Here is a 23,177-nt window from a genome sequence, read left to right as displayed (position 1 = left end):
GTACTCGCCAGCTCAGCCGCCGGCACCGGCTTCCTGCGACCTGTCCACGGGTGGCCCGGAGCCACGACCACGAGCAGCTCATCACTTCGCAGACTGGCGGTGTGCAGGTCCCGGACCGCTTGGGTGGTCTCGATGAACCCCAGGTCATGCTGCCCGGAGCGGACCTGCTCGACCACCTGCTCGGAGTTCAGGACCGAGAGGTTCACCACCACGCTGGGGTGATCGCGCCGGAACTCGCCGAGCCACTTAGGAACGAGGTACTCGGCGACGGTCATGCTCGCGGCGACCCTCAGGTGGGCCGACCGCGCGGACTGCAGGGCCGCAATGGCCAGCTGCATGCGCTCCGCGGCGGACAACAGGTCGCGAGCCCAGTCGACGTACAGAGCGCCATCGCTGGTCAACATGCTGCCCCGAGTGGAGCGGTCGAGCAGCGTCAGGCCAAGTCGCCGCTCGCAACGCGTGATGCACGTGCTGGCACTCGGCTGACTTATCCCGACCCGCTGCGCGGCCGCACCCACACTTCCCAGCTCCGCCACCCCCACGAGCAGCTGCAGGACGTCGAGGTCAGGCCACCGGTCACTCATATCTCTCCCCTTCCGGACGCGTCAGCCATAGTCAGCGCCTATGACGCTATCCGATATTGGGGTGTACCCCTGTCGCTTCAACCTGGGAAGGGTGAGTGCCATGACGATGAGTGCCTTTCGCCACGAGACCGGGAGCAGCGACAGCCGACTTTCGCGCCGGGCTCTCGCGACGGCTGCCACGACCTCCGCTGCATCAGCTGCGGCGCAGGTACATGGCAACGAACAAGGCAACAGACGGGGCACTGAGCACCGCTCGATCTGGCCCGGGCTGGCCCTGGCCCTTGCCGCGGCGGGTGTCGCCCTGCTCGTCCAGCAGGTGCTGCCGACGGTCAGTCCGCTGCTGGTGGCGATCGTTCTCGGCGTCGCGCTCACCAACCTGTGGACCATTCCGGCGGTCTTCGGCCCCGGAATGAAAGTGGCAGCCAAGCGGTTGCTGCGGCTCGGCATCATGGTGCTCGGTCTGCAGCTGGCCCTGGGTGACATCCTCGCTCTGGGCCCAGGGATGATCGTCGTCGTCCTGCTCATCGTGGGACTCGGCATCGGCGGCACCCTGGTGATCGGCAAATCTCTGGGGGTGCCCCCGGCGCAGCGGCTGCTGATCGCCTGCGGCTTCTCCATCTGCGGCGCCGCCGCCGTGGCAGCGGTTGACGGCGCGATCGAGGCGGAGGATGAGGACGTCGCCTCGGCCATCGGCCTGGTGGTCGTCTTCGGGACCCTCATGATCGGCGTGGCCCCGGCAGTCCTCGGGCTGCTAAACCTGACACAACGCCAAGAGGGCCTGATCGCGGGCGGGTCGATCCATGAAGTGGCGCAGGTCGTCGCCGCGGGCGGCATCATCGGAGGAGGCGCGCTGGCGGCCGCCGTCATCGTCAAGCTCGCCCGAGTGCTGATGCTCGCACCCGTCATCATGGTCATCGGGCTCGCCCGGCGGCGCGGCGCCGACCCGGTCGACGGCAAGCGCCCTCCCCTGGTCCCGCTCTTCGTCGCCGGCTTCCTCGCGGCCGCCCTGGCGCGGACGCTCCTCCCACTCGGCACCCCAGTGCTCGAAGGTGGCAAGGTCGCCCAGACCGTGCTGTTGTCCGCGGCCATGTTCGCGCTCGGCTGCGGGGTCCGGGTCAGCACGCTAAAGAAGGTCGGAGGACGGCCCGTGGTCCTCGGCACCCTCTCGACAATATGGATCTTCGCGATCGCCGCGACCGGTGTGCTGCTGATCGGCTGAGCGGCAGCCGCGCCATCGGCGTCGGCAAATCGTCGCAACAAGTTCGGAGTAGGGGTTGAAATGCATCGTTCCCCAAACCAGTCTTTCGCGTTGATCGGCGATGATGATGCGGATGTTCGCGGCGAGCTGACCGTGGCTGTGCGCCGGGCCGGTCTAGCATCGGTACAGGTTGAGGACGGACGACAGGCCATCGAAATGTTGGCCAACCTGTACCCGAGCGTTGTCGTACTTGACGTGCAGATGCCCGGTCTCAGTGGGATCGAAGTCTGTTGGTGGATCCGGCGGCAGCGCCACCTCGCGGATGTGCCGGTGATTCTTGTCAGCACTGTCACCTCGCAGTTCGAGATCGATGCGGGGCTGCTGGCGGGCGCCAACGATTACGTGACGAAGCCGTTCACGAGCGCCCACGCCACGGCAGTTGTTGCGCGCCAGCTCGTCGGGCGCCCGCTTCTGCCGCCGCCGGGGCGCGTGATCATCGCCGACTCAGACTGAGGGGCGAGGTCCTTGGTGGACGCAATAAAGCGCCTGCCTCGCGGCTACCGAAGGGGCGGCTTCGCCCAGTCAGATATTCCCTTCGGGGGCTGTGATGGGTTCGAGAGTCCCCCTGCCAATCGCGACGGAGTCCCATACGTGTCGCACGAGCCGCTGACGTGCGGAAAGATCGATGACGGTGGGCGCCTCTCCGCGCATTCGCCACAGCCAACCGCAGACGGCCGGCTCCATGCGATGCAGGCCGGGACTCCCGGACTGCGCGTGCCCGCCGACCGCGGCAAAATCGTGGCGAAGTTCCGCTCTGGAAGCCTTCCGGTCCCCCGGGGCCCTGGCGCGAGAGAAGGCCCTAACCAAGGTCTCCGCTGGTTAGGGCCTCTCTTATTGCACTGGGTGGCAGGTGAAGGATTCGAACCTTCGAAGCTTGCGCGATGGATTTACAGGCCGCCGTATGCCGACCGCTGACGTGCTACTTCTCTGCTCGCCGGCGAACTTCGCCGCGAATTCGCCACAAACCCTCGACGTCCCCCGGCGCCCGCCGGACACGGCAAGCGGTCACCCGGCCAGCCGCCGTTGAAGCCTCGGGCGAGAACTTGGGGGCACAAGTGGAGCACACGCGTTTCCCGCAGGGACCTGGCAAGAGCCTTCCGCGCCAGGACGGCACGGAGGGCTCACTACCTGCTGACGTCAGGTCGTCTGTTGGCTAGGGCCCACCCGTTCGATGACGACGTAGGCGAGGAGACCGACGACCAGGCCCACGACTGCGTCAGAGTAGGTCGGTACGACCTCGTGGACGAAGAGCGCAGCGGCTGCGCCGATGCCCCATGCGAGGAAGGCCGTGGGGCGGAACCTGCGCTCGGTACGTTCCGGAAGCCGCTTCGCCAGCAGGATCTGGTCCGCGATGAGCACGGCGCCCAATGGGGGAACGATGACGCCGAGGAACGCGAGCCAGTTGACGAAGTAGCTCCAGGCACCGAGGAGCGCGACCACGACACCGATCACGCCGAGGACCAGGGTCAACAGGCGCATCTTCGACCGCAGCAGGTGCGACCAGCCCAGCGCTCCGTTGTAGAGGCAGTGCGTGCAGACCGAGCCGAGGTTCACGACCACGAAGATCACCACGAGGGCGTTCAGGACCGGGTTGCCCGGACCCGTCAGGATCGGGGTGAAGTCGCCGCCGGAAATCTCCGGGCTGGCGATCGCCCCGGCCGCCACGAGAAGGCCGCCACTCAACTGTGCGATGAGGCTCGCGACCGGAAAGGCGGTCGCGGTCGCCAGGACCGCCTCCTTGCCGTTGCGAGACCAGCGCGTGAAGTCGGCCGTCATGGTGCCGGAGTCGGCGAATGTCGCCATGATTGCGGTCACCGCGACCCCGAACGTCATGGCCTCGGCACCAACGCCTTGGTAGTTGACGATCTGGCCGAAGTCGTGCGAGCGCGAAGCCACCGTGATGGCCACTACCACCGCGATGATGAACAGCGGGGCTGCGACGGCGCCGAGCCACGACAGCGCCTTGATGCCGAAGTAGGTCACGGCGATGAAGAGGATGCCGGCGATCAACGCGACGATCTTCTCGTTCCACCCGAAGGCGTGGTCGAGGGCTGCACCGGTCGCCCCGGTGTTGAAGGCGAACCATCCGATGACCACCGTGGCGAGGAACCCGGAGGCGATCGCGTACCCGGCGGTGCCGAAGGTCTCCGTGGCCTGCAGCGCGAAGCTCTTGCCGGTCTGGCCGGCGCGGTAGCTGAGCAGGCTTACGTAGACCAACATGATGAGGTTGGCCACGACGATTGCGGCCAGGCCCTGCCAGAAGCCGAGCATCGCGACGACGAGGCCGCCGGGGACGGCATTGGTCAGGATCATCGGGAAGCCGAACCACACGGCGGAGACCGTGAGCAGCGACTTGCGGTGGGAGGCTGGGACGGGCGAGTGCTCGAACTCCGACTCGAGTCCGGGGCTGGATGCGGCGTCAGTCTCGGTGACGGAGTCAGCCGTTCGGTTTGATGTCATTGTCGGTGCTCTCTCGTTCAGACCGATGCCGCGAGGGCGCGGATTGCCTTCTGGAAGGCTTCGATCGGCGGGTGGGTGATGCCGGCGCCGATCATGCCGATGCCGGCATCCCTGTGCGCGATGGCGGTGTTGATGATCGGCAGGATGCCGGTGTCCATGACCTTGCGGACGTCGATGCCCGTGGGCAGGCCCTGGAAGGCGAGTGACGGGATCGTCACGTTCGGGTTCTCCGTGGTGGTGATCTCGCCCATTTCACGGGTGTACGCCACGGCCTCTTCGACGGTGCCGCCGACAAGCGCCACGATCGCGGGAGCCGCGGCCATGGCGAAGCCGCCGAAGCCGAAGGTCTCCGTGATGGCGCTGTCGCCGATGTCGAGGCCGGAGTCCTCCGGCTTGTAGCCGGCGAACATGGGGCCCACGACCTTTTGGGCGGGACCGGTGAACCACTGGCCCGGAAGACCGGCGACGCGGATGCCGAACTCCACGCCGTTGCGCGCCATCGCGGTGACGATCGTTGAGCCCTGGACCCCGTTCGCGGCGTCCAGGGCCGCTTTGGCTGTAGCCATCCACGTTGGGCCGGAGAAGTAGTCGGAGCTCGCGATGAAGTCGAAGACCTCCTTCTTCTGGTCGGTGGTGAAGCTCGACTGCAGCAGTCCCGGGGCGAGTGCCTGAAACAGGAGTACGGTGCCTGCGATGTTGCGGTTGTGCGCCTCATCACCCATGTGGATTGCCTGGGCAAGCATGAGGCGCAGGTCGATCGGCCCCGTGAGCTCGACCGCCTCCTTGAGCATGGGCCCGAGGACGTCGCGCATCCACACGAGGCGGTCGATGACGCTCTGGTCGTTGGCGCCCATCCGCAGGATCTTGGCGAGCTGTTCGGAGAGATTGGTGTAGGCGTAGTTGCCGTGCGTCTCGTTGTGCACGATGTGGACGTACATCGACGCCGACGTCACACCGGCCATAGAGCCAACCGAGTGGTGCTCGTGGCACGGGGAGAAGATGATCGTGCCGGATGCGGCGACCTCGGCAGCCTCGTCGAGGTCCTTGGCGAGGCCCTCGAACACGATGGCGCCGGTGACGGCGCCCTTCATAGGCCCGGACATGGCTTGCCACTCGATGGGGGGACCAGCGTGCAGGATGGTCCTGGGGGTCATGCCTGGGACGACGTCGAGGGCGCGGCCGTAACCCACGAGCACGGGCTTGGCGCTCATGATGCGCTGGACCGCCTCGGCGTTGGCCGCGGCGATGTGCTCGGGAAGGTCGCCTTGCTCGAGGGCGTCCAGCGCCGCGATCGCCGCAGGGTCGCCGCCACCGGGCGGGGCCCAATCGAGCGATGTGACAGACGTTCCCTGAACGGCGATGTCGTCCTCGAACATGGCCAGGCCGACGTTGACGACGTCGAGCGGGTTGGCGAAGAGCTCTGCCGTGCGGGTGGTCATGCGTGGGTTTCCTTTCGGGCGGAGGCTTGCTGGGCGATGGCGCTCACGTACGCCCCGGTCTCGGTGCTGCTGCGGGTCACCGTGACGTCGGCGTCTTCCAGGGCAGCGACTTGGGCCGCGTACGACTGGCTGTCCTGGTCGGTCCCGAGGACGTAGCCGACGATCTCGAGGTGTCGATCGGTGGCAGCTGCCTTGCGCTTCGCCTCCGCGATCGCTGGAAGGGTGACCCCCACGGGGTCTTCGTGCGCCCCGAAGCCCAGGACGAAGTCCATGACGATGACTGCCACGCTCGGGTCGTCGGCTTCCTGCAGGAGGCGCTGGAGTCGCAACGAGGGGTCGATCATCGGGTGTGGGCGCCCGTTGGTGAACTCGTCGTCGCCGAAGTCGAGGAACGTGTGACCACGGCTCGCGTCGCCCGCGTTGACGATGAAGCCGGGGGTCTTCTGGATGTTGCTCCAGACCTCTTCGCCCGCGTCGAGGAGCGCGTACATCGCCTCGTCGCACAGCGTGCCGCCGCTGAACAGGCCGCGCACGTGACGTTGTTCTGGCAGCATCCGGGCGGCGACGGCGCGGACTCGCTCGGTGTCGAGCTGCGGGACGGAGGCGGACGCGTCGGTGACGAGACGCACGGCCTGCAGCGCGGCGTCGTGGCTGCTCGCGGCGAAGTGGCCACCGGCGGCCCTTACCGCCTCCTGGGAACCACCGATGAAGTAGACGACGACCGGTTTGCCCGCGGCGGCGACCTCGGCGAGCACCTTCTTCTCCACCTCCGGCGCCGGCGGCTTGGAGACCAGCACGATGGCTGCGGTGTCCTGGTCGGCGGCCAGGGCGCGGATGCCGTCGATCATCATGACGCCGCCGACCTCGGCGCTGAGGTCGCGTCCGCCGGTACCGATCAACTGCGATACCCCGCCGCCGAGGGCGTGGATGCGCACGCTTACCTCCTGCGACCCGGTGCCGGATGCCGCGACGATGCCGATCGACCCGCGGCGGACGGCGTTGGCGAAGCACAGTGCGGTCCCGTTGATGATTGCGGTGCCGCAGTCCGGCCCCATCATGAGCAAGCCCTTTGCGTGGGCGAGGGCCTTGAGTGCGATTTCGGCGTCCACGGGGACGTTGTCGCTGAAGAGCATGACGTGCAGGTCCTTCTCGAGGGCCTTGCGGGCCTCGCGGGCGGCGTAGCTGCCGTTCACCGCGATGACCGCGAGGTTGGCCTTCGGATCTGCCTCGACTGCAGCCGCGATGGTGCGGTGGACGATGTCCGCCCCGGGGCCGGTCGGCGCCCTGCGGACGAGCAGCTCCTCGATCGCGGCGATCTTCTCTTCGACGTCCACGTCGTCGCCAGTCACGGCGACGATCATGAGGTCACCGCTCGCAGCGTTCCGCAGCTCAGGCGTGAGCAGATCGAGGTTCTCCAGCACCCCCTTGTTCATCGCGGTTGCCATGGCGACGAACGCTTGGTCCACCCCGTCGATCCCGTTCGCCTTGGTCGAGATCGACATCAGGGAGACCGAGTCGAGATAGGTGTTCTTCTTGATTACTGCGGTGACAGGCACGCGGATCCTCTCCGTTGTATTTCCAGTTCAATTCCTGCCAGGACACCGCATGCGATGTCGGTCCCCGAGGTGTGGCCGATCCCGATGACGCGCCTGGCGTGTTCGCGCAGGAGCAGTGGTGCGGGGTCTTGGTGCGAGACGAGGGTGTCGACCAGGTCGAGTAGCCGCTGACGACCTATACCGTCCAAAGCGGCCCACAGCGTGGCGCAGCTGAGCGCCGTGGTGCGGTCCGGGTGGCGCTGCAGCACGCGGCGCAGGGCCGGCAGGACGCTTGTGGCAAGGCTTTCCGGCCGTGCGACCACGATGGCCAGTCCGGTCAGCGCGTCATCGCCCGCGGGGGTGAGACCCGGGCCGAGGCCCAGCAGCGACGACGCTGCCGCCTCAAGGTCCTCGGCGTTGCCGGCGAGTTCAGCGGTCACCATGTCGGCCAGGCCCCCGGCGATGCGCTCGGCGACTAGGGCGGCGAATGGGTCCGGCGCCGGCCCTGCGAGAGCACCGCCGGGGACGCCCGCGATGCGGATAACGCCGGCCAGCTGGTGCGCCCGGTCGGTGAGCTGAGCCGGGTCGGCCGTGATGGGTGCGACCGCTGCGTTCCAGGTCTGCGCCAGGGTCAGGCCGACTCGTGGCCCACCGCCGTGGACGGTGACGGCGTCAATGTCGGCAGACACAACGCCGCCCGTCTCAATATTCCAGGCGGTCCAGTCGTCGACGTCCGCCCGCAGCGACCACGGGGCGTCGTCGTGCCCACGCCCGCAGATGGAGATCAGCTGTCCAGCCGGCGTCATCACATTCACGACGCGTCGGAATACGGAGTGAACCCTCGCCTCGACGGCACCCTCAGCGAGGAATCGCATGAGCGCGACGTCGACAGACAGCGCGCGCGTCGACGGACGCACCATCGCTGTGACCATTGCCTCTCCCGATCGCTACCCGCAGTCTCGACCCGCCAGAACACGGGATGCGCAGGAGACAAAATGGTATACCATTTTGTCGAGCGTGGCGAGGCCGTCACCACAAACTGGAGGAGAACGAGCATGCGAGTTGTTGTCGCCCTGGGCGGGAATGCCCTCGCCCGACGCGGAGAGCCCATGACCGCGGACCGGCTGCGAGCGAACGTGCGCTCCACGTGCCAGGCGCTGGCGGTACTGGCAAGCGAGCACGAGCTCGTCATCACGCACGGCAATGGACCGCAGGTCGGGCTGCTCGCTCTCCAGAACCTGGCCTACCAAGACGTGGCCGCCTACCCGCTCGACATCCTCGGCGCGGAGACGCAGGGGATGATCGGCTACGTCGTGCAGCAGGAACTCTCGAACGCTCTCCAGGGGGAGCGCGAGGTCGCCGCCATCATCACCACCACCGTCGTCGACGAGCACGACCCGGCCTTCGAGCGCCCGACCAAGCTCATCGGCCCGCAATACTCCGCCCAGGACGCCGCTGAGGCCGCCGCCGAGTACCGCTGGACCATCGCGCGCGACGGCAACGCTTTTCGCCGCGTCGTGCCCTCCCCGAACCCGCTGCGAATCATGCAGGCGCCGCTCGTGGCCGAGCTGCTCTCGGCCGGTCACCTCGTGGTGTGCGTTGGCGGCGGTGGCGTGCCAATCAAGATCGATTCCAAGGGCCGTCGGCAGACGGGTATGCAGGCGGTTGTCGACAAGGACCTCGCCAGCGCCGCTCTCGCCGCCGAGCTCAAGGCCGACACCCTCATCATGCTGACCGACGGCGACTACGTCAGCGAGAACTGGGGCACCCCGGAGCAGCGTGACATCCTCACCGCTTCGGCGGACGCCATCTCGGAGCTGGCGTTCGAGGAGGGCTCCATGCAACCCAAGGTGAATGCAGCGATCCGCGTGGCCCGTGCTGGCGGCCGCGCCCTCATCGGACCGCTCGACCGTCTTGACGACTTGCTCGCCCGCACCGTCGGTACGGAGATCCGGCCCGTGGTCGATGGAGGCATTGTGTTCGCCTGAGCCGGGAGTGATCTCCTAGGCGGCGCGCCATCGCCCGATCGGTTAGCGCGACAAGGAGGCGCGCAGGGCAGGGTCGTCGTCGCGCCAGGTGGGGTCGTCCAGGAATCGGATGTTGCCCATGTGGGCGAGGATCAGCGTGCTCACCCGGCCGACGTCTCGGACCGCGATGGCGTCGTACAGGGCCTGGTGCTCGGCGACCACTTGGTCGACATCCTCGTGCTGGACGAGCAGCCAGCGAATGCGGCTACGCAATGTGCCATCGAGCTCGAGGAGCAGCTCATTACCGGCCAGGGTCGTCACGACCTCGTGGAAGTCCGCTGCGGCACGGCGCGCACGCTGGCTGTCGCCGGACCGGGCGGCAGCCTGCTCTTCGTCCAGGGCCTCGCGCAGGCGGTGCAACCCCTCCCGCGAGTGCCGGTTCGCCGCCAGCCGGAACGTCAGCACCTCGAGCGCCGAGCGCACCTCGTTGAGGTCAGCAACGTCGGCCGGCGTGAACTCGCGCACGGTGGCCCAGGTACGCGGCCGGGGTGTCACCAGGCCCTCTGCGATGAGCGTCTTCAAGGCCTCGCGTACAGGCACTCGGCTCACACCTAGCTCGGCAGCGAGCTCGCGCTCGATGAGCTTGCTGCCCGGCGCCCGTGTTCCGTCGAGGATGTCGTCCCGGATCCGGCGGGTTGCGCGCACGAACTCGGACTCGGTTTCGTCCGGCTCAAGCTTTCTTGACTGCTGATTCGGCTGCGCCACGATGGCCATTCTTCCATGTCCGGCGATCCCGCAATTCTGTATACCAAATGAGGCCCGCTTGACCGGCGCAGTCCCGCTCGGCGACGCGACCACCAAGGAGTGGCGACGTGCTCAACCCGTGACTTGCGGGTGCATGCAGTGCGGGGGTGCCGCGGCCCAAGGGCAAATGGGGGCACAAGCCGGTAGCTAAACGTGCTGTCGGAGTTTACGCACGAGTTGTGGTACCGGGGCTGCCGAAGGTCCCCTGGCTCTCGCAGGCGTCTCTGCCTGAAGATCGGAAGGTGGGCCGGAGAAACCGTCTTGGCCACGACCCCGGGACCACAGTTGATCGAGCCCGCTTGGGAGGCAGGGCAGCGGCACCTCCGCCGAGGTCTCCGCCTCCACGACACCTGCATCTCGGGACTTGTCAACGGCATCCGGGAGATTTGCCAGCACGATGGCGCGTCATCGAGGAAGTTCGCCGCGAATTCACCGCGAAGTTCGACGCCCGCTGGGTCCGGCGACATTCTGGGCAGGCTTCCTTCACACATTCTCGTGGCGTTTGACCAGGGCTCCGCGAGCTCGACTAGCGCCCGCCGTAAAGGGTGGTGCGCTCGCGGGCTGGGCGCCCGATGCCGGCGGCGATCTCGGTGAGCTCCGCTACCGTCTTGGCCGACCCGTGCTCGGAACCTGCCATGCGCGAGATGGTCTCCTCCATCAGTGTGCCGCCGACGTCGTTGGCTCCAGCGCACAGCATGGCACGGGTGCCGTCGACTCCGAGCTTGACCCACGAAGTTTGGATGTTGCGGATCCTGCCGTGGAGCATGATTCGGGCCAGCGCGTGGACGGCGAGGTTGTCGCGCATGGTCGGGCCGGGGCGGGCCACGCCGGCGAGGTAGATCGGCGAGCTGGTGTGGACGAAGGGCAGTGGCACGAACTCGGTGAAGCCGCCGGTCTCGTCCTGGATCTGGCTGAGGACCCGCAGGTGCTGGACCCAATGGCGGGGGTGGTCGACGTGGCCGTACATCATTGTCGATGTCGTGGGGATGCCGAGGTGGTGTGCCGTGGTCACGACTTCGATCCAGGTGCGCGTGGGGAGCTTGCCTTTGGTGAGCACCCACCTGACCTCGTCGTCGAGGATCTCGGCGGCGGTGCCTGGCAGGGAGCCGAGCCCGGCCTCGCGTGCCTGGGTCAGGAAGTCGGCGATGGACAGCCCGGTGCGCGCGGTGCCGTTGATGACCTCCATGGGGGAGAACGCGTGCACGTGCATGTCGGGCACTCGCTGTTTCACGGCGTTGGCGAGGTCGAAGTATGCAGTGGCGGGCAGCTCCGGGTCGATCCCGCCCTGCATGCATACCTCGGTCGCGCCCAGTTGCCATGCCTCTTCGGCGCGGTCAGCGACCTCGTCGAGCGACAGGGAGTAGGCGTCAGCGTCCGTGCGGCGCTGGGCGAACGCGCAGAAGCGGCAGCCGACGTAGCAGACATTGGTGAAGTTGATGTTCCGGTTCACGACGTAGGTGACGTCGTCGCCCACGGTCTCCTTGCGCAGGTGGTCGGCGAGTTGGCAGACCTGCTCCAGCAGCGCTCCATCCGCTGTCATCAGTGTCAGCGCGTGCTCCGCGGAGAGACTGCCTGGGCTGCGCTCGGCTGCAGCCAGGGCCTCGTGACCGACGATCCTGGACATCCCCGGGGTTCCCACAGGAGCTCTTCGGAGTGTGCCCGACCCATCCACGACAGGGTCGTCAAGCCGCACAGCTTTGGCGTCAGCGCGCACCGAATCCCAGTCCCCGTAGACCCGGTCGAAGTCTGCCCGGCGATCGTTGGTGCGACCCTCACTGTCGATGGCGGTGTGCAGGTCGGTACGGCCGATGCTGGCGAACCCGCCGTCCGGTTCCTGCCAGGGCAGCCCGACGGCGCGGACGCCGGGCATGGCCAGGCCGTGTTCGTCTGCGAGGGCGGCGACGTGAGCGGCGATCCGTGGGTCTAGCCAGCCTCCATCGCCACGTAGCCCGGATGCGACGTACTCGGGGTGGATGGTGAGCCTGGGTCGCAGCGTGAAGTCGCACGCTGCGGTCACTGTCGTCAGCTGCTCGAGAGAGGGCCACGGCCGCTCGGGGTTCACGTGGTCGGGGGTGAGCGGCGATACTCCGCCCCAGTCGTCTATGCCGGCCTCGAGCAGGGCACGGCACTCGGCGAGGTCGACGAGGTTGGGCGGGGCCTGCACGCGCATCTTGGGGCCGAGCACCAGCCGGGTCACAGCAATGGCAGCGCGGTAGGTGTCGAGGTCGAGGTCGTCGACGTGCCGCATTGCGGTGTCGGGCTTGGCCCGGAAGTTCTGGACGATCACCTCCTGCACCGCCCCGTACCGCCGCGCGGTCGCGCGGATCGCGAAGATAGTCTCTGCTCGCTCGGTCAGCGTCTCCCCGATGCCGACCAGCAGGCCGGTGGTGAATGGGATCGACAACCGTCCGGCGTCGTCGAGCACCCGCAGCCGCACGGCCGGGTCTTTGTCCGGAGAGCCGTGGTGTGCTTCTCCGCGTGTCTCGAACAGACGGCGCGAGGTGGTCTCGAGCATCATCCCCATGGACGGAGCCACGGCCTTGAGTCGGTTTAGCTCCTCCCAGCTCATGACTCCCGGGTTGAGGTGTGGCAGGAGACCTGTCTCCTCCAGGACCCGTACCGCCATGGCGCGGACGTACGCGAGGGTGGTGTCGTAGCCGCGCTCGTGCAGCCACTCCGCCGCCTCGGGCCAGCGATCCTCCGGCCGGTCACCCAGGGTGAACAGCGCCTCAAGGCAACCTAGGGCGGCTCCGTCGCGTGCGATAGTCAGGATCTCGTCGGGAGACAGGAAAGGCTCCTGCCCCTTGGCTCGCAGCGCGCCCGGCGTCGTCACGAAAGTGCAGTAGTGGCAGCGGTCGCGGCACAACCGGGTGATTGGAATGAAGACCTTCGGCGAGTACGTCACCACCCCGGGCCGCCCCGCGGCAACCAAGCCAGCATCGCGAACCCGGGCAGCCGCCTTGGCTAACCGGTCAAGATCCTCGCCGGCAGCGCCTAGCAGGGCCGCCGCCTCCGCAACGTCGAGCGCAGCACCGCGTTCGGCGCGAGCCAGCGCCCGCCGAACCTGTTGTGGGGTCGGCTGTTCGTTCACGATGTCAGGCTAGGGGCGTGCCGGGCGACCTACTCCTACATGTGATTTGCATCGCACCACCCGAGGCGGGAAGTGGCGCGGTGCGAGACTGGCGGTGGTCCAAACCCGTCGTTGAGGAGCCTGTAGTGCTGAGAGTCGGGTACAAGGCGTCGGCGGAGCAGTTCACTCCCCAGGAGCTCGCGGCGTACGCCGTCCGGGCCGAGGAGCTGGGCTTTGACTCAGTGACGATTTCCGACCATTTCCAGCCTTGGCGACTCAAGGGCGGCCACGCCCCCAGTGCACTCGCGTGGATGCCGTGGGTATTGGCTCGCACCGAGCGGGTGCTCGTGGGCACATCGGTGTTGACGCCGACCTTTCGTTACAACCCGGCCGTCCTGGCGCAGACCTTCGCGACGATGGCGTGCTTGGCTCCCGGGCGAGTGATGCTGGGCGTCGGAACCGGGGAGGCGCTCAACGAGGTAGCCGTCGGCTCGGTTGGCCAGGGCGAGTGGCCGGAGTTCAAGGAGCGCTTCGGACGTTTGCGTGAGTCCGTCCAGCTCATGCGAGAGCTGTGGACGCAGGACCGCGTGAACTTTGACGGCGAGTACTACCGTACGGACGACGCGGCCGTCTACGACCGGCCCGACCAGCCTGTGCCTGTTTATGTCGCGGCGGGTGGTCCAATGGTGGCGCGGTATGCGGGGCGTGTGGCCGACGGCTTCATCTGCACTTCTGGCAAAGGTCGAGAGCTGTACGCCGACAAGCTGGTTCCGGCGGTAGACGAGGGTCTCGAGAAGGCAGGGCGGGCGTCAGGCTCGATTGATCGGATGATCGAGATGAAGGTGTCCTGGGATCCTGACCCGGAGCAGGCGCTGGAAAACACCCGGTTTTGGGCACCGCTATCCCTGAGCGCGGACCAGAAGCACTCAATACACAGCCCCGCCGAAATGGAGAAGGCAGCCGACGAGCTGCCTATCGAGCAGATCGCGAAGCGTTGGATTGTGGCCTCCAAGCCCGAGGATGTCGTTGCAGCCGTGAGGATCTACACCGATCTTGGGTTCGCTCACCTCGTCATCCACGGTCCCGGACACGACCAGGAGCGGTTCCTCGCCACCTTCGCGGAGCAGGTGCTCCCCGGGCTACGCGGGCTGACCCCAGCCGCGCGCTGACCGATCAACCTGCGCCCCTTCGGGCGCCCTGGCCATATGGTTCTCGATCCCATTGGCGAGGCGGGCAGGGCTGAAGAGCTGCAGACCGCCTTGCCCGAGGAATGGGCGCGGACGATCCAACTGGGTCCGTGTGGCCAGCCGAGGCGGCTGAAGTAGTCCTGGCTGTTCCGACGTCGGGGGCGACGCGAGTCGGCCTTCGGGTGTGCCCCGGAGAAGTGCCGGGGGACGTCGGCGAGCGCCAAAGCGTCGGGGTCTAGGTCCGCGGCAAGCGTCTCGGCGTCGTCGCATTTCGATTGTGCTGACTCTTGGTGCGGCGCCAAGACAGCAGAGACAGGCGGGGGTGACCTGCGGTCGTGTGGCCAACGGCCACGCTTATGCTCGGAACGCGTAGAAGGCCAGGGTTGGCGCTGCGGACACGTCGATTGGCAGGACGCGGCCGGCGCACTCGCGTTGCGCCATGGTGTCAGCCGGTCACGGCGCATCCAAAGGTCCGGCGGGCGATTCTCACTGCTGGACCTCATTGGCGCCTTCGTAGACCTCTCCCACTTGGCGTCCCGGTAGATCCCATCGACCCCTTCGACCCCTTCGACGCCGTCGTGCCGGGGTCGAGGGTGAAGCCGAGTCCTCCGAAGGCCTGGACACCGTCGCGTGCCGTGCTCACCGCAAGTTCGATGCCGATGAGCTTGGCCAAGGCGTCTTCGAGCTCGGGCGCGCTGCGCGCCAGGAGGAACTGCCAGAGTGCCTCGCGCCGAGCAAGCAGCCGGACGCCGAGCGACCAGCGGCAGCCCGCGGCCGTCGGCCAGTGCGTGGGTCTTGGTTGTCAGGCTGCCGAGAGAGCGCCCGATGGCGTGATCGTCCGGTTCGTACCGCCGCCAGGCTCGATCCTTGTCATTCGACCAAGCCCCCCGTGTGAGAGGTCGGCTTCACCGAAGACCTCGCAGCTGTCGCTCTGTGCTGGTGAACCCGCGCGATCGTGGAGTTGACCGAGACCCGCCAGTCGATCTGGCCGGCGGCGTCAGCCTCGGAGTGCAACGCGGCAAGGACCTTGTCCCAGGTGCCGTCGGTGGAGAAGCGGTGGTACCGCTTCCAGGCGGTCTGCCACGGCCCGAACCCCTTGGGCAGGTCGCGCCAAGCAACACCCGAACCGAACCGGTAGATCGCTCCCTCCACCAGCGCCCGGTGGTCGCGCTTCGGCCTGCCCAAACGGCCCTTTCAGGCGGCAAGACCGGCTCGATCCGCCACCACATCTCGTCCGTCAGCACCGCAGAACGGGTCATATCCGAAGCATCAGCCCTGGGGCGCGCTCAACATCGGAGACACGCCCTAGATGAGCGCCGCCCGGTCCCAGACCTGACCCGCCAGGCTAGGCGGAAACCCATCGGTGTTTGCGGACCGGTCATCCCAAGCGGCGGACCTCGCCACGGTCGGGCAGCCGGCCCCGTGGCTCGCCAGGCCGGTGATTGGATACCGTTTGCGCTCGTAGCCAGGTTTGCCTTATGTCGCACGCGTCGATCCGATTCAAGGGATGGCTCGGAACAACGACAGTCGGCCGTTAAGAACAAAAGGCGAAATCTTCGATTGCCACTCGCCCTCTGCGGACGCTGCTGCCCACTCGGGGCTTTGCGGAACGTCCGGAGAAAGCACACGGTAGATAGTCAGATACTTTTGCACACCCTCATTCGCGATGTGCAACACATAGCGTTGCACATCGAGAACGCCCGGCACCTTCGAGATAGCCGGCGCGTGTTCCGCATCGTAAATTCTGTTGAACTCGTCGTCAAGATTCTCCGGGATATCCAGTTGTACGAGCCATAGATAGTGTGAGGCGTTGACCTTCAACGGGGGACCTTTCCGCAGTGCGTCCACGTGTAGCAACATGGTCGGACGATCTGCTTGCCGGGTACTGAAGCTTGGTTTAATTGCGCGGGCCTGTTTAAGCCTTGCTTAGACCACTGGGCGGCCCCTGAGGCTCGCACCGCCATGGGATCGGCCTCAGGCGACCGCCTCCTGTGGTGGGTCATACAAGGTCGCCCGCAGGGCGTACATTCTGTGCCTCCAGCGATCGTCAAATAGTCCCACCTCGGGATTGATCGGCCAGGGTCCACGTGCACGGAGCGGTCCTTCAGGGTGGCCCATCGGCTTTGGGCGCGCAACCAAGCGATGCCACGACCCCTTGGGACGCGGCCACCTTGTTGCGGCGAGCATGGGACCAGTTGAAACAGGGCTCGAGCATGACTCGGCACTGTACGCGGGCGCAATGATGACGCGCTGGCGTTCGTCCCGTTTCCGGCAGCAGGGGCACTCGACAACCAGGGGTATCGCTGGCGCTGGCGCTGGGCTGGCCGGCCGGCCGGCCGGCCATAAGTGGCGCCCCGCGAATTTCTTGATTGACATACAGGCGTCACCCACGCGCTGCCGCACCCTCCCGCGCCTTCAACGCTGGTAAGACTTGGCTCGATACCGTATCGATGAGTTCGTGCGGTATCTCGTAGCTGCCCAGATGACGCAGATACGCCTCGGTGATTCCCGCCTGCTCCAACCGGCGAAGCTGTTCGACGACCGTGGACGCCGGCCCGAACAAGCAAAATCGCTCAGCAAAGCGGAGCGCAGCGTCGTTCGGGATGAGATCATCTAAAACGGCGATCGCGGCGTCCAAATCCTCGGCGTGGGAGAAGTCGGGATATGGAGCGGGTGGGATTCTCGCAGCATCGATGTCGATGCCTGCCTTCAGCAGCGCAGCGCCACCACCAGTCTGTATTACCGTGGCGACCAGCGGCTTTAGCATGCGTGCGTCACGCTCTGGATCGTCGGTGACGTGGCAGAAGAGCGCGACAGCCCGCTCAAAGGTCGCCAAGCTGCGCCCCGAGCGCTGCGCCCCTTCCTGGAGGCCGAAAAGGTTCCGCTCGACGAGCTCGGGAGCAGCACCACCCAGGAGTAGCGCACCGTCGGCAATCTCACCGGCAAGTTCCACGTTTTTCGGACCGCTCGCGGCCAAGAAGATGGGCACTCCACCTGCAGCATCACGCAGGTGCAACGACTGGCCGTTGAAGTCCCAGGCGTCCCCGTTCAGCAGCGTTCGAATCATGGCCACGCCCTGTCGGGTTTCTGCCAGCCTCGTCGGTCGGTCCCCGATGAGCTTGACCGCACTATCCCCCGTGCCGATTGTCAGGCGAAACCTGCCTTCCGCGAGCTCCCCAACGGTGTTTGCCGACGAGGCCAGCAGCGAAGGGTGCCTGGTACGGAGGTTGGTAACCCCCGTCCCCAACCGGATTGTTGTAGTGGCGGCTGCTGCGAATGCAAGCGCCGCGAATGTGTCCCTCCAGAGCAGTTGCGAATCGGGAACCCACACAGTGTCGAAACCGCGGCGCTCTGTATCCGCAACTGCCTCAGCAAACTCTGTCAACGACCGACAAGCTGGAACGCGCACACCAACTCGGATCATGCTCACCCTCTCTAAATCTTCCCGCCCGAGGTTCGATGAGCGGGAAGAGGCCGAATGGCGGCAACCTCCTCGGCGACGCTGATCCGCCGATGAAGGTTGCCGGACCAACTAACGGACGCCCGGATCGGTCACCTCGTCGTACGACGGAGCGTTCTTGAGCAGTCCGAGCGAGTTCATGACGTCCCAAAGGCGCTCGACTCCAGAGCGGTCAACATGGTAACCGAATGTCGAGATATTCAAGGGGTTCATCAATGCCCGCGCTGTCTGCTCGTCAGTCGCGAGGAAGTTCTGGACGTAAGGGATGAGCGAATCGAGATTCTCGGGCTTGGCCATGTAGTCATAGGTGTCCTTCATCGCGGCCTGGAATGCGGTAAACGATGCCTTCTTCTGCGAGATCACCGGTGCCAAAGCCCACCACATATTGAACGGCCACTGCAGCGAAGCGGGCTGCCCATTCCGCGTGTCCAGAACGATTCGCGCCTTCTTCTGGACGTCGACAAGTTGGGTAATGAATGGCTCGGGCATCAAGATTGCGTCAATCTGTCCGCTGGCGACTCCAGCGGCCATCGCAGGCGCCGTTCCGAGCGCGACCCAAGTCACGTCCTTGTCAGGGTCGACGCCGCCAGCCTTGAGCATGATTCGCACAATGTTCTCAAGGGCGCTCCCGCGGGCAGGAACCCCAATCTTCTTGCCCTTGAAGTCACGCATCAGCTGGGGGTATCCCTGGCTCAGAGATGGCGTTGGCATGCCGTCACGGACCAGCAAACTGTTGATCTGCTTGTTCGTGTTACCGCTGACAATGACGAAGTCCGGACCGTTGGCCGCTGCACGCGCAAGGGTGACGTTGTCCAGGGCGTTCAACATCACGTCTGCCGATTTCGATAGCACAGCAGATGTGGCCGCGGGACCACCCTGCACATTTAGGAGCTGGACCTCCAACCCATGCTTCTTGAAGAAGCCCAACTTCTCCGCCAGAACGACGGGCAGGGTTTGGAACGCGCCCGGGTACATTGCGATCTTCAGTTCAGACTTCGAACCTGATCCTTTAGCGATATCGCCCCCATTGCCGCAGGCAGCGAGCCCAGCGACGCTGAGTGTCGCCGCCAAGATTACCGCAGTTAGTCGACGCATTTGGTCACCTTTCATAGCTTCTTAGAAGAATCTTCCTGGGTCCGAGAAGGGAATGCCATTACGGCGTAGGCCATTACGTGCGCTGCCATCGGAGAATTCGTTTTTCGACGGCCGCGACTACGGCCGAGCCGGCAACTGCGAGCAACGACAACACGATCAAGACGCCGAAAACGCCTTGAACTTGGAAGAGCCCCGCGTAGTACTGGAGCAACTGTCCGACGCCCCTTTGCGACGCAAGCATCTCGGCGAGAACAACTCCCAACAGTGCGTAGACCACGGCGAGCCGTAGGCCCGCGAAGACAGCCGGAATCGTGGCCGGAACGATGAGCTTGCTGAAGGTCTGGACTCGGTTCGCCCCCATCACCACCCCTATCGTGCGCAAGTCAGGGTCGATTGACTTGACGCCGGCATAGGTATTCAGCACCAAGATGAAGTAGACGGTGCTGATCCCCATCATCACCTTCGATGTCTGCCCCAAGCCGAACCACAGTAGGAACAAAGGCGCCAAGGCCACCCGCGGCATGGCATTGGCGACCGTCAGGAACGGGTCAAGTACTGCATTGAGTCGCGGTGACACCGACAGGATCAGTCCTGTGACCACGCCGGTCGCGGATCCTATTGCGAAGGCCAGCAATGTCGCTGTGACGGTCGCGATGACGTGGGGCCACAGCTCGCCGGTCCTCATCGCTTCGCCAAGGAAACTTGCGACTTCGGAAGGCGAACTCACCATGAAGGGATCGATGTATCCGCGGTCGCTAGCGACCTGCCAAGTGCCGCAGAACAAGGCCAACACAATGATTCTCAGACACTGGATCTGAAGGTTGCCCCCGAGCTTCTTGTGCATACGTGTCGGCGGAGGCGGCGGCGGAATCTCCCCGTTCCGATTGACGCCCAAGGTGCCCGCCTCGGGGACGGGCACCAACGGCGCATTGTTTGCTGACAGCTCAGCCCTCATGTCACGCCCGCCTCACTTCGTCGCGGAGCTCCGCCCACATTGATTCGAACAGACCGCGGTACTCTTCGCTAAAGCGAAGGTTTTCTATGTCCCGGGGCCTGCGGAACGGAATCTCAATGTCGGCCTTGATGTGGCCCGGGCGGCCCGAGAAGACAACCACGCGATCTGCCATCAAGATTGCCTCACCCAGATCGTGCGTGACGAACATGACGGTCGAGCCGCTCTGTTCCCAGACGTGGACGAAATCCTCTTGTTGAATAAGCTTTGTCTGCGCGTCAAGAGCGGCAAAAGGCTCATCCATCAGGATGTACTTTGGCTCGATAGCAAAGGTTCGGGCGATAGCGACTCGCTGGCGCATTCCTTGTGACAGTTGCCCTGGGTAGCTGCTCGCAAAATCTGATAGCCCGGTGCTCTCTAGCAAACGATCGGCCGTAGCACTTCTGGCCGACCGTCGGACGCCTCGCAACTCGAGACCGAACTCGACGTTCTCCTTGGCGGTGCGCCATGGAAGTAGGGCCGGCCGCGCCAACATGTAGGCGACCGCGCGGTCCGGCCCGTCCACGGGCACCTTTCCGCGACGAACCGATCCCTGTGTGGGCTCGACCAGGCCAGCAACCATGTTGAGCAATGTGGTCTTGCCGCAGCCCGATGGACCAACCATCGCTACGAATTGCCCAGCAGGCACGTCTAGGGAGACGTCTTCAAGGACTCTCGTGTACTGCGCGGTGCCCACCCGCGCGAAGTAGTGGGTGACACCTGCGATATGGATATCCGCGCTAAGGTCCGACACTTTCGACCGCCCCTTCCGACGCGTCGTCAGCTGTCTCTCTTCTGTCCGAGCCGTTGGTCAGCCCCCAGGTCGTCAACAGCTCGTCACTGGTACTGAGCTCGGCGTATGCGTGCTGGGCAATGAGCAAGCCAGCCTCGTGTTGAGCAACGCTTCCTGACGTGCAGGCATCCGCCGGTATCACGACATAGAAGCCGCGGAAGTACGCACCCTTGGCCGTGGCCGCGACACAGTTGTCGGTGGCAAGTCCGGTGACCAGAGTCGTGCGAATCTGGTGGTCTTCAAGGATGTTCTGTAGCTCCGTCCCGTAGAAGCCGTCATACGTGTGCTTCGCCACCTGTAGCTCACCAGGGCGAATCGCTAGTTCATCAATGATTTCGGCACCCCACGTCCCTGAAACGCAGTAGGGCTCTGCCCCGATACGAACCAGGCGTTCGCGCATGGGCTCGTTGAGGTATTCGTCGTCAAAGTGGGAAACAATATGAATAACGAGCATTCCCAAGTGCTCGGCCGCTTGGCGCAGTGTCGCAATGCGCGCACTCACGGCGGCCGTAGACGGCGTGAAGCTGGTGGCGCGGTCAATGAACCCGCCGGGACTGCAGAAATCATTTTGCATGTCCACGATCAGGAGCGCGGTCCGGGAGGGACTGACCTTTTCAACAAGCTGCACTACGTCACGTCCTTTGCTTGGGTCGAGGGGGCTGGAGACTTCGGCAGCCTCAGGCTCCGACGCTCAGGGGCAATGCGCCATGGTTGCCCACTGGGCCGCCAGAGTCAGCGCCCCAGCGGTTATCGGGGCGATAGGCCAGAGGTGTTCGACGGCGCGCGACCGCTTCAGACTGGCTCGAGGGTCGAGCCGACGGAAGGCCGACCCTGTCGGGTGACGTCCCCTTGCGCCTATGTCAAGCGGCGAAGGCGTGGTCTGGGATGACTCTTGGGCATCGCTCATGAGTGCCTTGAGGACGACGTCGGACAGGCGCGCTTGCGGACTCGGATGGATTCGGCCTTGGTGTCGCCGGCAGCTCGTCGTCGTTCGAGGAAGGTCTTGGCGTCGGGGTAGTAGTGGCCTGGGTGATGGCGATGCGGCGTATGGCGGCGTTGAGCCGCCTGTTGCCGGTCCTGGCGAGGCGATGCGGCTCGTTGTTTCTCGACCAGACCGGCAACGTTGCGGTGCCGTTGTGTCGGGCGTACGCATGCCGGGACAGGAACCGGCGGACGTCAGCAGTCTCGCCGAGAGTCTTGGCGGCGGTGAGGGTGGCGCACCCACAGACCGACAGCAGTGAAGGCGCGAGCCCGGCCACGAGCTGCTCGAGTTCGGCATCGAGCTCGAGGATCTCCACCGAGAGCAGGCGGCAGCGCTCGACCAGCCACGAGCGCGCCTGGCGACGATTCCGGTTTCGTTTGGCCAGATGGTCCAGGATCTCGCTCAGACGCTTGGGACGCCACAGCCCACGCGCGGGCGCCCACGCTGGGGCCAGTTCGTGCAGATGCCAACGCAACCGGTTGATGGCCCGGGTTCGCTCTGTTCCCAACGCATCCCGGTGGTCCGCCAGGCGTCGCACCTCCCGCGCAGGCCATCCAGCTGAGCGGCCGGCAGGTCGCGTTCGCGCAGCGCCGCCCGCGCGACCGCTACGGCGTCGATCGGGTCGGACTTAACGTAGGTACGGACGCTGCCTCGGATGTGCGCCATCATCTTGGGCGGCACCCCGCACGATCCGCTCACCCGCGCCGAGCAGGTCCCGTTCCAAACGCCGGGACATGTGTCGGCAGTCCTCGATGGCCCAGGTCCGCTCGGGCCCGAAGTTCTCGGCCAGCCGCAACAGACCCAGATGATCCTCGCTCGTGGTGCCTGTGGTCCGCTCGCCTCCCTTCCTATCGGGTGATTGACCGGCCGGCGGGCACACCTCGGTTGGGGACGCAGCCACGCTCCTATCAAGCCACGCAGGTCGGTCCGTACGACCCCGCCAGCCACACAAGGGGACCAAGCCATGAAGGCACAAAGCGGTAGAGCGAGCCGGTGGAGCTACCACCGATCCTGACACTGACTCGAGTGGTGTAGTTCCGGCCGAAGTTGTTCGTGTCCTTGCCTGGGACGTGAGCGGCCATCGCGCAACGGTCAGTGAAACCTAGCGATAGAACTCACGAAGGGAGCCGAAGCACGACGGCCTTGGACCATGCTGTCTCGGGTTGCGGCTTTGCCAAGTAGACATCGAGATCCAGCAGGCCGTCCCTGTCCTCTCGTCGGATGTGGGCCTGGTCGCCGTTCTAGGCGAGCTCGTCCAGGAACGCCATGGACTCCGGGCGACGGCCGCCGTAGGGAGCTGCCACGGTGCACCGCGCGCATTTGCTTCCCGGATCATGGGGAGGAGAGGCGTGATGCCGATGCCGCCCGCAACGAATATGTCGCGTGGCGATTCCACGAAGCGAAGATGGTTCCTCGGGACACGCACCACCACCTCGTCGCCGGCGACAAGCGCGTGGTGCAGGTAACTGGACGTGCCTCGGCTCCCCGGGTCACTGAGAACGCCAAGACGCCAGGTTCGCCGGTTGCGGGTGTCACCGCACAGCGAGTACTG

At 65.7% G+C, this 23,177-nt stretch carries 19 protein-coding genes; 4 read left to right on the top strand and 15 right to left on the bottom strand.

Annotated features, from left to right (window positions below):
* On the bottom strand, positions 1–584 hold a 584-nt coding region (locus AC1DXJ_RS19350; protein WP_477637746.1), incomplete at its 3' end, for a LysR family transcriptional regulator.
* A gap of 100 nt (positions 585–684) precedes the next feature.
* Here AC1DXJ_RS19350 and AC1DXJ_RS19345 point away from each other — a divergent pair.
* Complete coding sequence (locus AC1DXJ_RS19345; RefSeq protein WP_477637745.1) at positions 685–1,803, top strand: YeiH family protein; 1,119 nt, start codon at positions 685–687, stop codon at positions 1,801–1,803.
* A 90-nt stretch (positions 1,804–1,893) separates the two neighbouring features.
* Entirely contained in the window at positions 1,894–2,295 is a 402-nt protein-coding gene (locus AC1DXJ_RS19340) for a response regulator (RefSeq protein ID WP_477637744.1), read from the top strand.
* A 684-nt stretch (positions 2,296–2,979) separates the two neighbouring features.
* Here the strand turns inward: AC1DXJ_RS19340 and AC1DXJ_RS19335 are convergent.
* From AC1DXJ_RS19335 to AC1DXJ_RS19320, 4 genes are read right to left on the bottom strand one after another with little or no spacing between them, the layout of a single operon-like run.
* Positions 2,980–4,302 carry a cytosine permease gene (locus AC1DXJ_RS19335; protein ID WP_477637743.1) on the bottom strand — a complete coding sequence of 441 codons (1,323 nt, stop codon included), beginning with the start codon at positions 4,300–4,302 and terminating at the stop codon, positions 2,980–2,982.
* Positions 4,303–4,319: 17 nt separating this feature from the next.
* Positions 4,320–5,741, bottom strand: coding sequence for a YlbE family protein (locus AC1DXJ_RS19330; protein WP_477637742.1), 1,422 nt, complete (start codon positions 5,739–5,741; stop codon positions 4,320–4,322).
* Entirely contained in the window at positions 5,738–7,297 is a 1,560-nt protein-coding gene (gene fdrA / locus AC1DXJ_RS19325; RefSeq protein WP_477637741.1) for an acyl-CoA synthetase FdrA, read from the bottom strand. Before fdrA ends, AC1DXJ_RS19330 begins: the two co-directional genes overlap by 4 nt.
* A complete protein-coding gene (locus tag AC1DXJ_RS19320; RefSeq protein WP_477637740.1) occupies positions 7,279–8,082 on the bottom strand; it encodes an oxamate carbamoyltransferase subunit AllH family protein in 804 nt (267 codons plus the stop codon). Before AC1DXJ_RS19320 ends, fdrA begins: the two co-directional genes overlap by 19 nt.
* A gap of 249 nt (positions 8,083–8,331) precedes the next feature.
* Here AC1DXJ_RS19320 and AC1DXJ_RS19315 point away from each other — a divergent pair, with 249 nt between their 5' ends.
* A complete protein-coding gene (locus AC1DXJ_RS19315; RefSeq protein WP_477637739.1) occupies positions 8,332–9,264 on the top strand; it encodes a carbamate kinase in 933 nt (310 codons plus the stop codon).
* Positions 9,265–9,306: 42 nt separating this feature from the next.
* Here AC1DXJ_RS19315 and AC1DXJ_RS19310 read toward each other — a convergent pair whose 3' ends face one another.
* Both AC1DXJ_RS19310 and AC1DXJ_RS19305 read right to left on the bottom strand, forming a co-directional pair.
* The gene (locus tag AC1DXJ_RS19310; RefSeq protein WP_477637738.1) at positions 9,307–10,008 is read right to left on the bottom strand and encodes a GntR family transcriptional regulator; all 702 of its coding nucleotides are present in this window, start codon (positions 10,006–10,008) and stop codon (positions 9,307–9,309) included.
* Positions 10,009–10,573: 565 nt separating this feature from the next.
* Complete coding sequence (locus tag AC1DXJ_RS19305) at positions 10,574–13,138, bottom strand: bifunctional FO biosynthesis protein CofGH (protein WP_477637737.1); 2,565 nt, start codon at positions 13,136–13,138, stop codon at positions 10,574–10,576.
* A gap of 125 nt (positions 13,139–13,263) precedes the next feature.
* Between AC1DXJ_RS19305 and fgd the strand changes: the two genes are divergently transcribed.
* Positions 13,264–14,286, top strand: a complete 1,023-nt coding sequence (gene fgd, locus AC1DXJ_RS19300) for a glucose-6-phosphate dehydrogenase (coenzyme-F420) (RefSeq protein ID WP_477637736.1) — start codon at positions 13,264–13,266, stop codon at positions 14,284–14,286.
* Positions 14,287–15,174: 888 nt separating this feature from the next.
* Here the strand turns inward: fgd and AC1DXJ_RS19295 are convergent.
* The 8 genes from AC1DXJ_RS19295 to AC1DXJ_RS19260 form a co-directional block, all read right to left on the bottom strand.
* Positions 15,175–15,489, bottom strand: coding sequence for a transposase (locus AC1DXJ_RS19295; RefSeq protein ID WP_477637735.1), 315 nt, complete (start codon positions 15,487–15,489; stop codon positions 15,175–15,177).
* Between the two features lie 315 nt (positions 15,490–15,804).
* Positions 15,805–16,125 carry a hypothetical protein gene (locus AC1DXJ_RS19290; RefSeq protein WP_477637734.1) on the bottom strand — a complete coding sequence of 107 codons (321 nt, stop codon included), beginning with the start codon at positions 16,123–16,125 and terminating at the stop codon, positions 15,805–15,807.
* Between the two features lie 562 nt (positions 16,126–16,687).
* On the bottom strand, positions 16,688–17,728 hold the full coding sequence (locus AC1DXJ_RS19285) for an LLM class flavin-dependent oxidoreductase (protein ID WP_477637747.1): 1,041 nt from the start codon (positions 17,726–17,728) through the stop codon (positions 16,688–16,690).
* A gap of 108 nt (positions 17,729–17,836) precedes the next feature.
* A complete protein-coding gene (locus tag AC1DXJ_RS19280) occupies positions 17,837–18,859 on the bottom strand; it encodes an ABC transporter substrate-binding protein (protein ID WP_477637733.1) in 1,023 nt (340 codons plus the stop codon).
* A 73-nt stretch (positions 18,860–18,932) separates the two neighbouring features.
* On the bottom strand, positions 18,933–19,814 hold the full coding sequence (locus AC1DXJ_RS19275) for an ABC transporter permease (RefSeq protein ID WP_477637732.1): 882 nt from the start codon (positions 19,812–19,814) through the stop codon (positions 18,933–18,935).
* Between the two features lies 1 nt (position 19,815).
* The gene (locus AC1DXJ_RS19270) at positions 19,816–20,604 is read right to left on the bottom strand and encodes an ABC transporter ATP-binding protein (protein WP_477637731.1); all 789 of its coding nucleotides are present in this window, start codon (positions 20,602–20,604) and stop codon (positions 19,816–19,818) included.
* Positions 20,591–21,271, bottom strand: coding sequence for a cysteine hydrolase family protein (locus AC1DXJ_RS19265; protein ID WP_477637730.1), 681 nt, complete (start codon positions 21,269–21,271; stop codon positions 20,591–20,593). The genes AC1DXJ_RS19270 and AC1DXJ_RS19265 overlap by 14 nt, the downstream gene beginning before the upstream one ends.
* 232 nt (positions 21,272–21,503) lie before the next feature.
* A complete protein-coding gene (locus tag AC1DXJ_RS19260) occupies positions 21,504–22,163 on the bottom strand; it encodes a transposase (protein ID WP_477637729.1) in 660 nt (219 codons plus the stop codon).
* Positions 22,164–23,177: the final 1,014 nt, after the last annotated feature.

This window comes from Pedococcus sp. P2_D9, from assembly GCF_056404275.1.
The sequence above is the reverse complement of the archived record's forward strand: the minus strand, read 5'-3'. Positions and strand labels throughout refer to the sequence as shown.

What these genes read in the sequence shown, in the direction of transcription:
- AC1DXJ_RS19345 (WP_477637745.1), top strand. Translation starts at nt 685, where the DNA reads ATGACGATGAGTGCCTTTCGCCACGAGACCGGGAGCAGCGACAGCCGA.
- AC1DXJ_RS19335 (WP_477637743.1), bottom strand. Translation starts at nt 4,302, where the DNA reads ATGACATCAAACCGAACGGCTGACTCCGTCACCGAGACTGACGCCGCA.
- AC1DXJ_RS19330 (WP_477637742.1), bottom strand. Translation starts at nt 5,741, where the DNA reads ATGACCACCCGCACGGCAGAGCTCTTCGCCAACCCGCTCGACGTCGTC.
- AC1DXJ_RS19320 (WP_477637740.1), bottom strand. Translation starts at nt 8,082, where the DNA reads ATGACGCCGGCTGGACAGCTGATCTCCATCTGCGGGCGTGGGCACGAC.
- AC1DXJ_RS19315 (WP_477637739.1), top strand. Translation starts at nt 8,332, where the DNA reads ATGCGAGTTGTTGTCGCCCTGGGCGGGAATGCCCTCGCCCGACGCGGA.
- AC1DXJ_RS19285 (WP_477637747.1), bottom strand. Translation starts at nt 17,728, where the DNA reads ATGATCCGAGTTGGTGTGCGCGTTCCAGCTTGTCGGTCGTTGACAGAG.
- AC1DXJ_RS19280 (WP_477637733.1), bottom strand. Translation starts at nt 18,859, where the DNA reads ATGCGTCGACTAACTGCGGTAATCTTGGCGGCGACACTCAGCGTCGCT.
- AC1DXJ_RS19275 (WP_477637732.1), bottom strand. Translation starts at nt 19,814, where the DNA reads ATGAGGGCTGAGCTGTCAGCAAACAATGCGCCGTTGGTGCCCGTCCCC.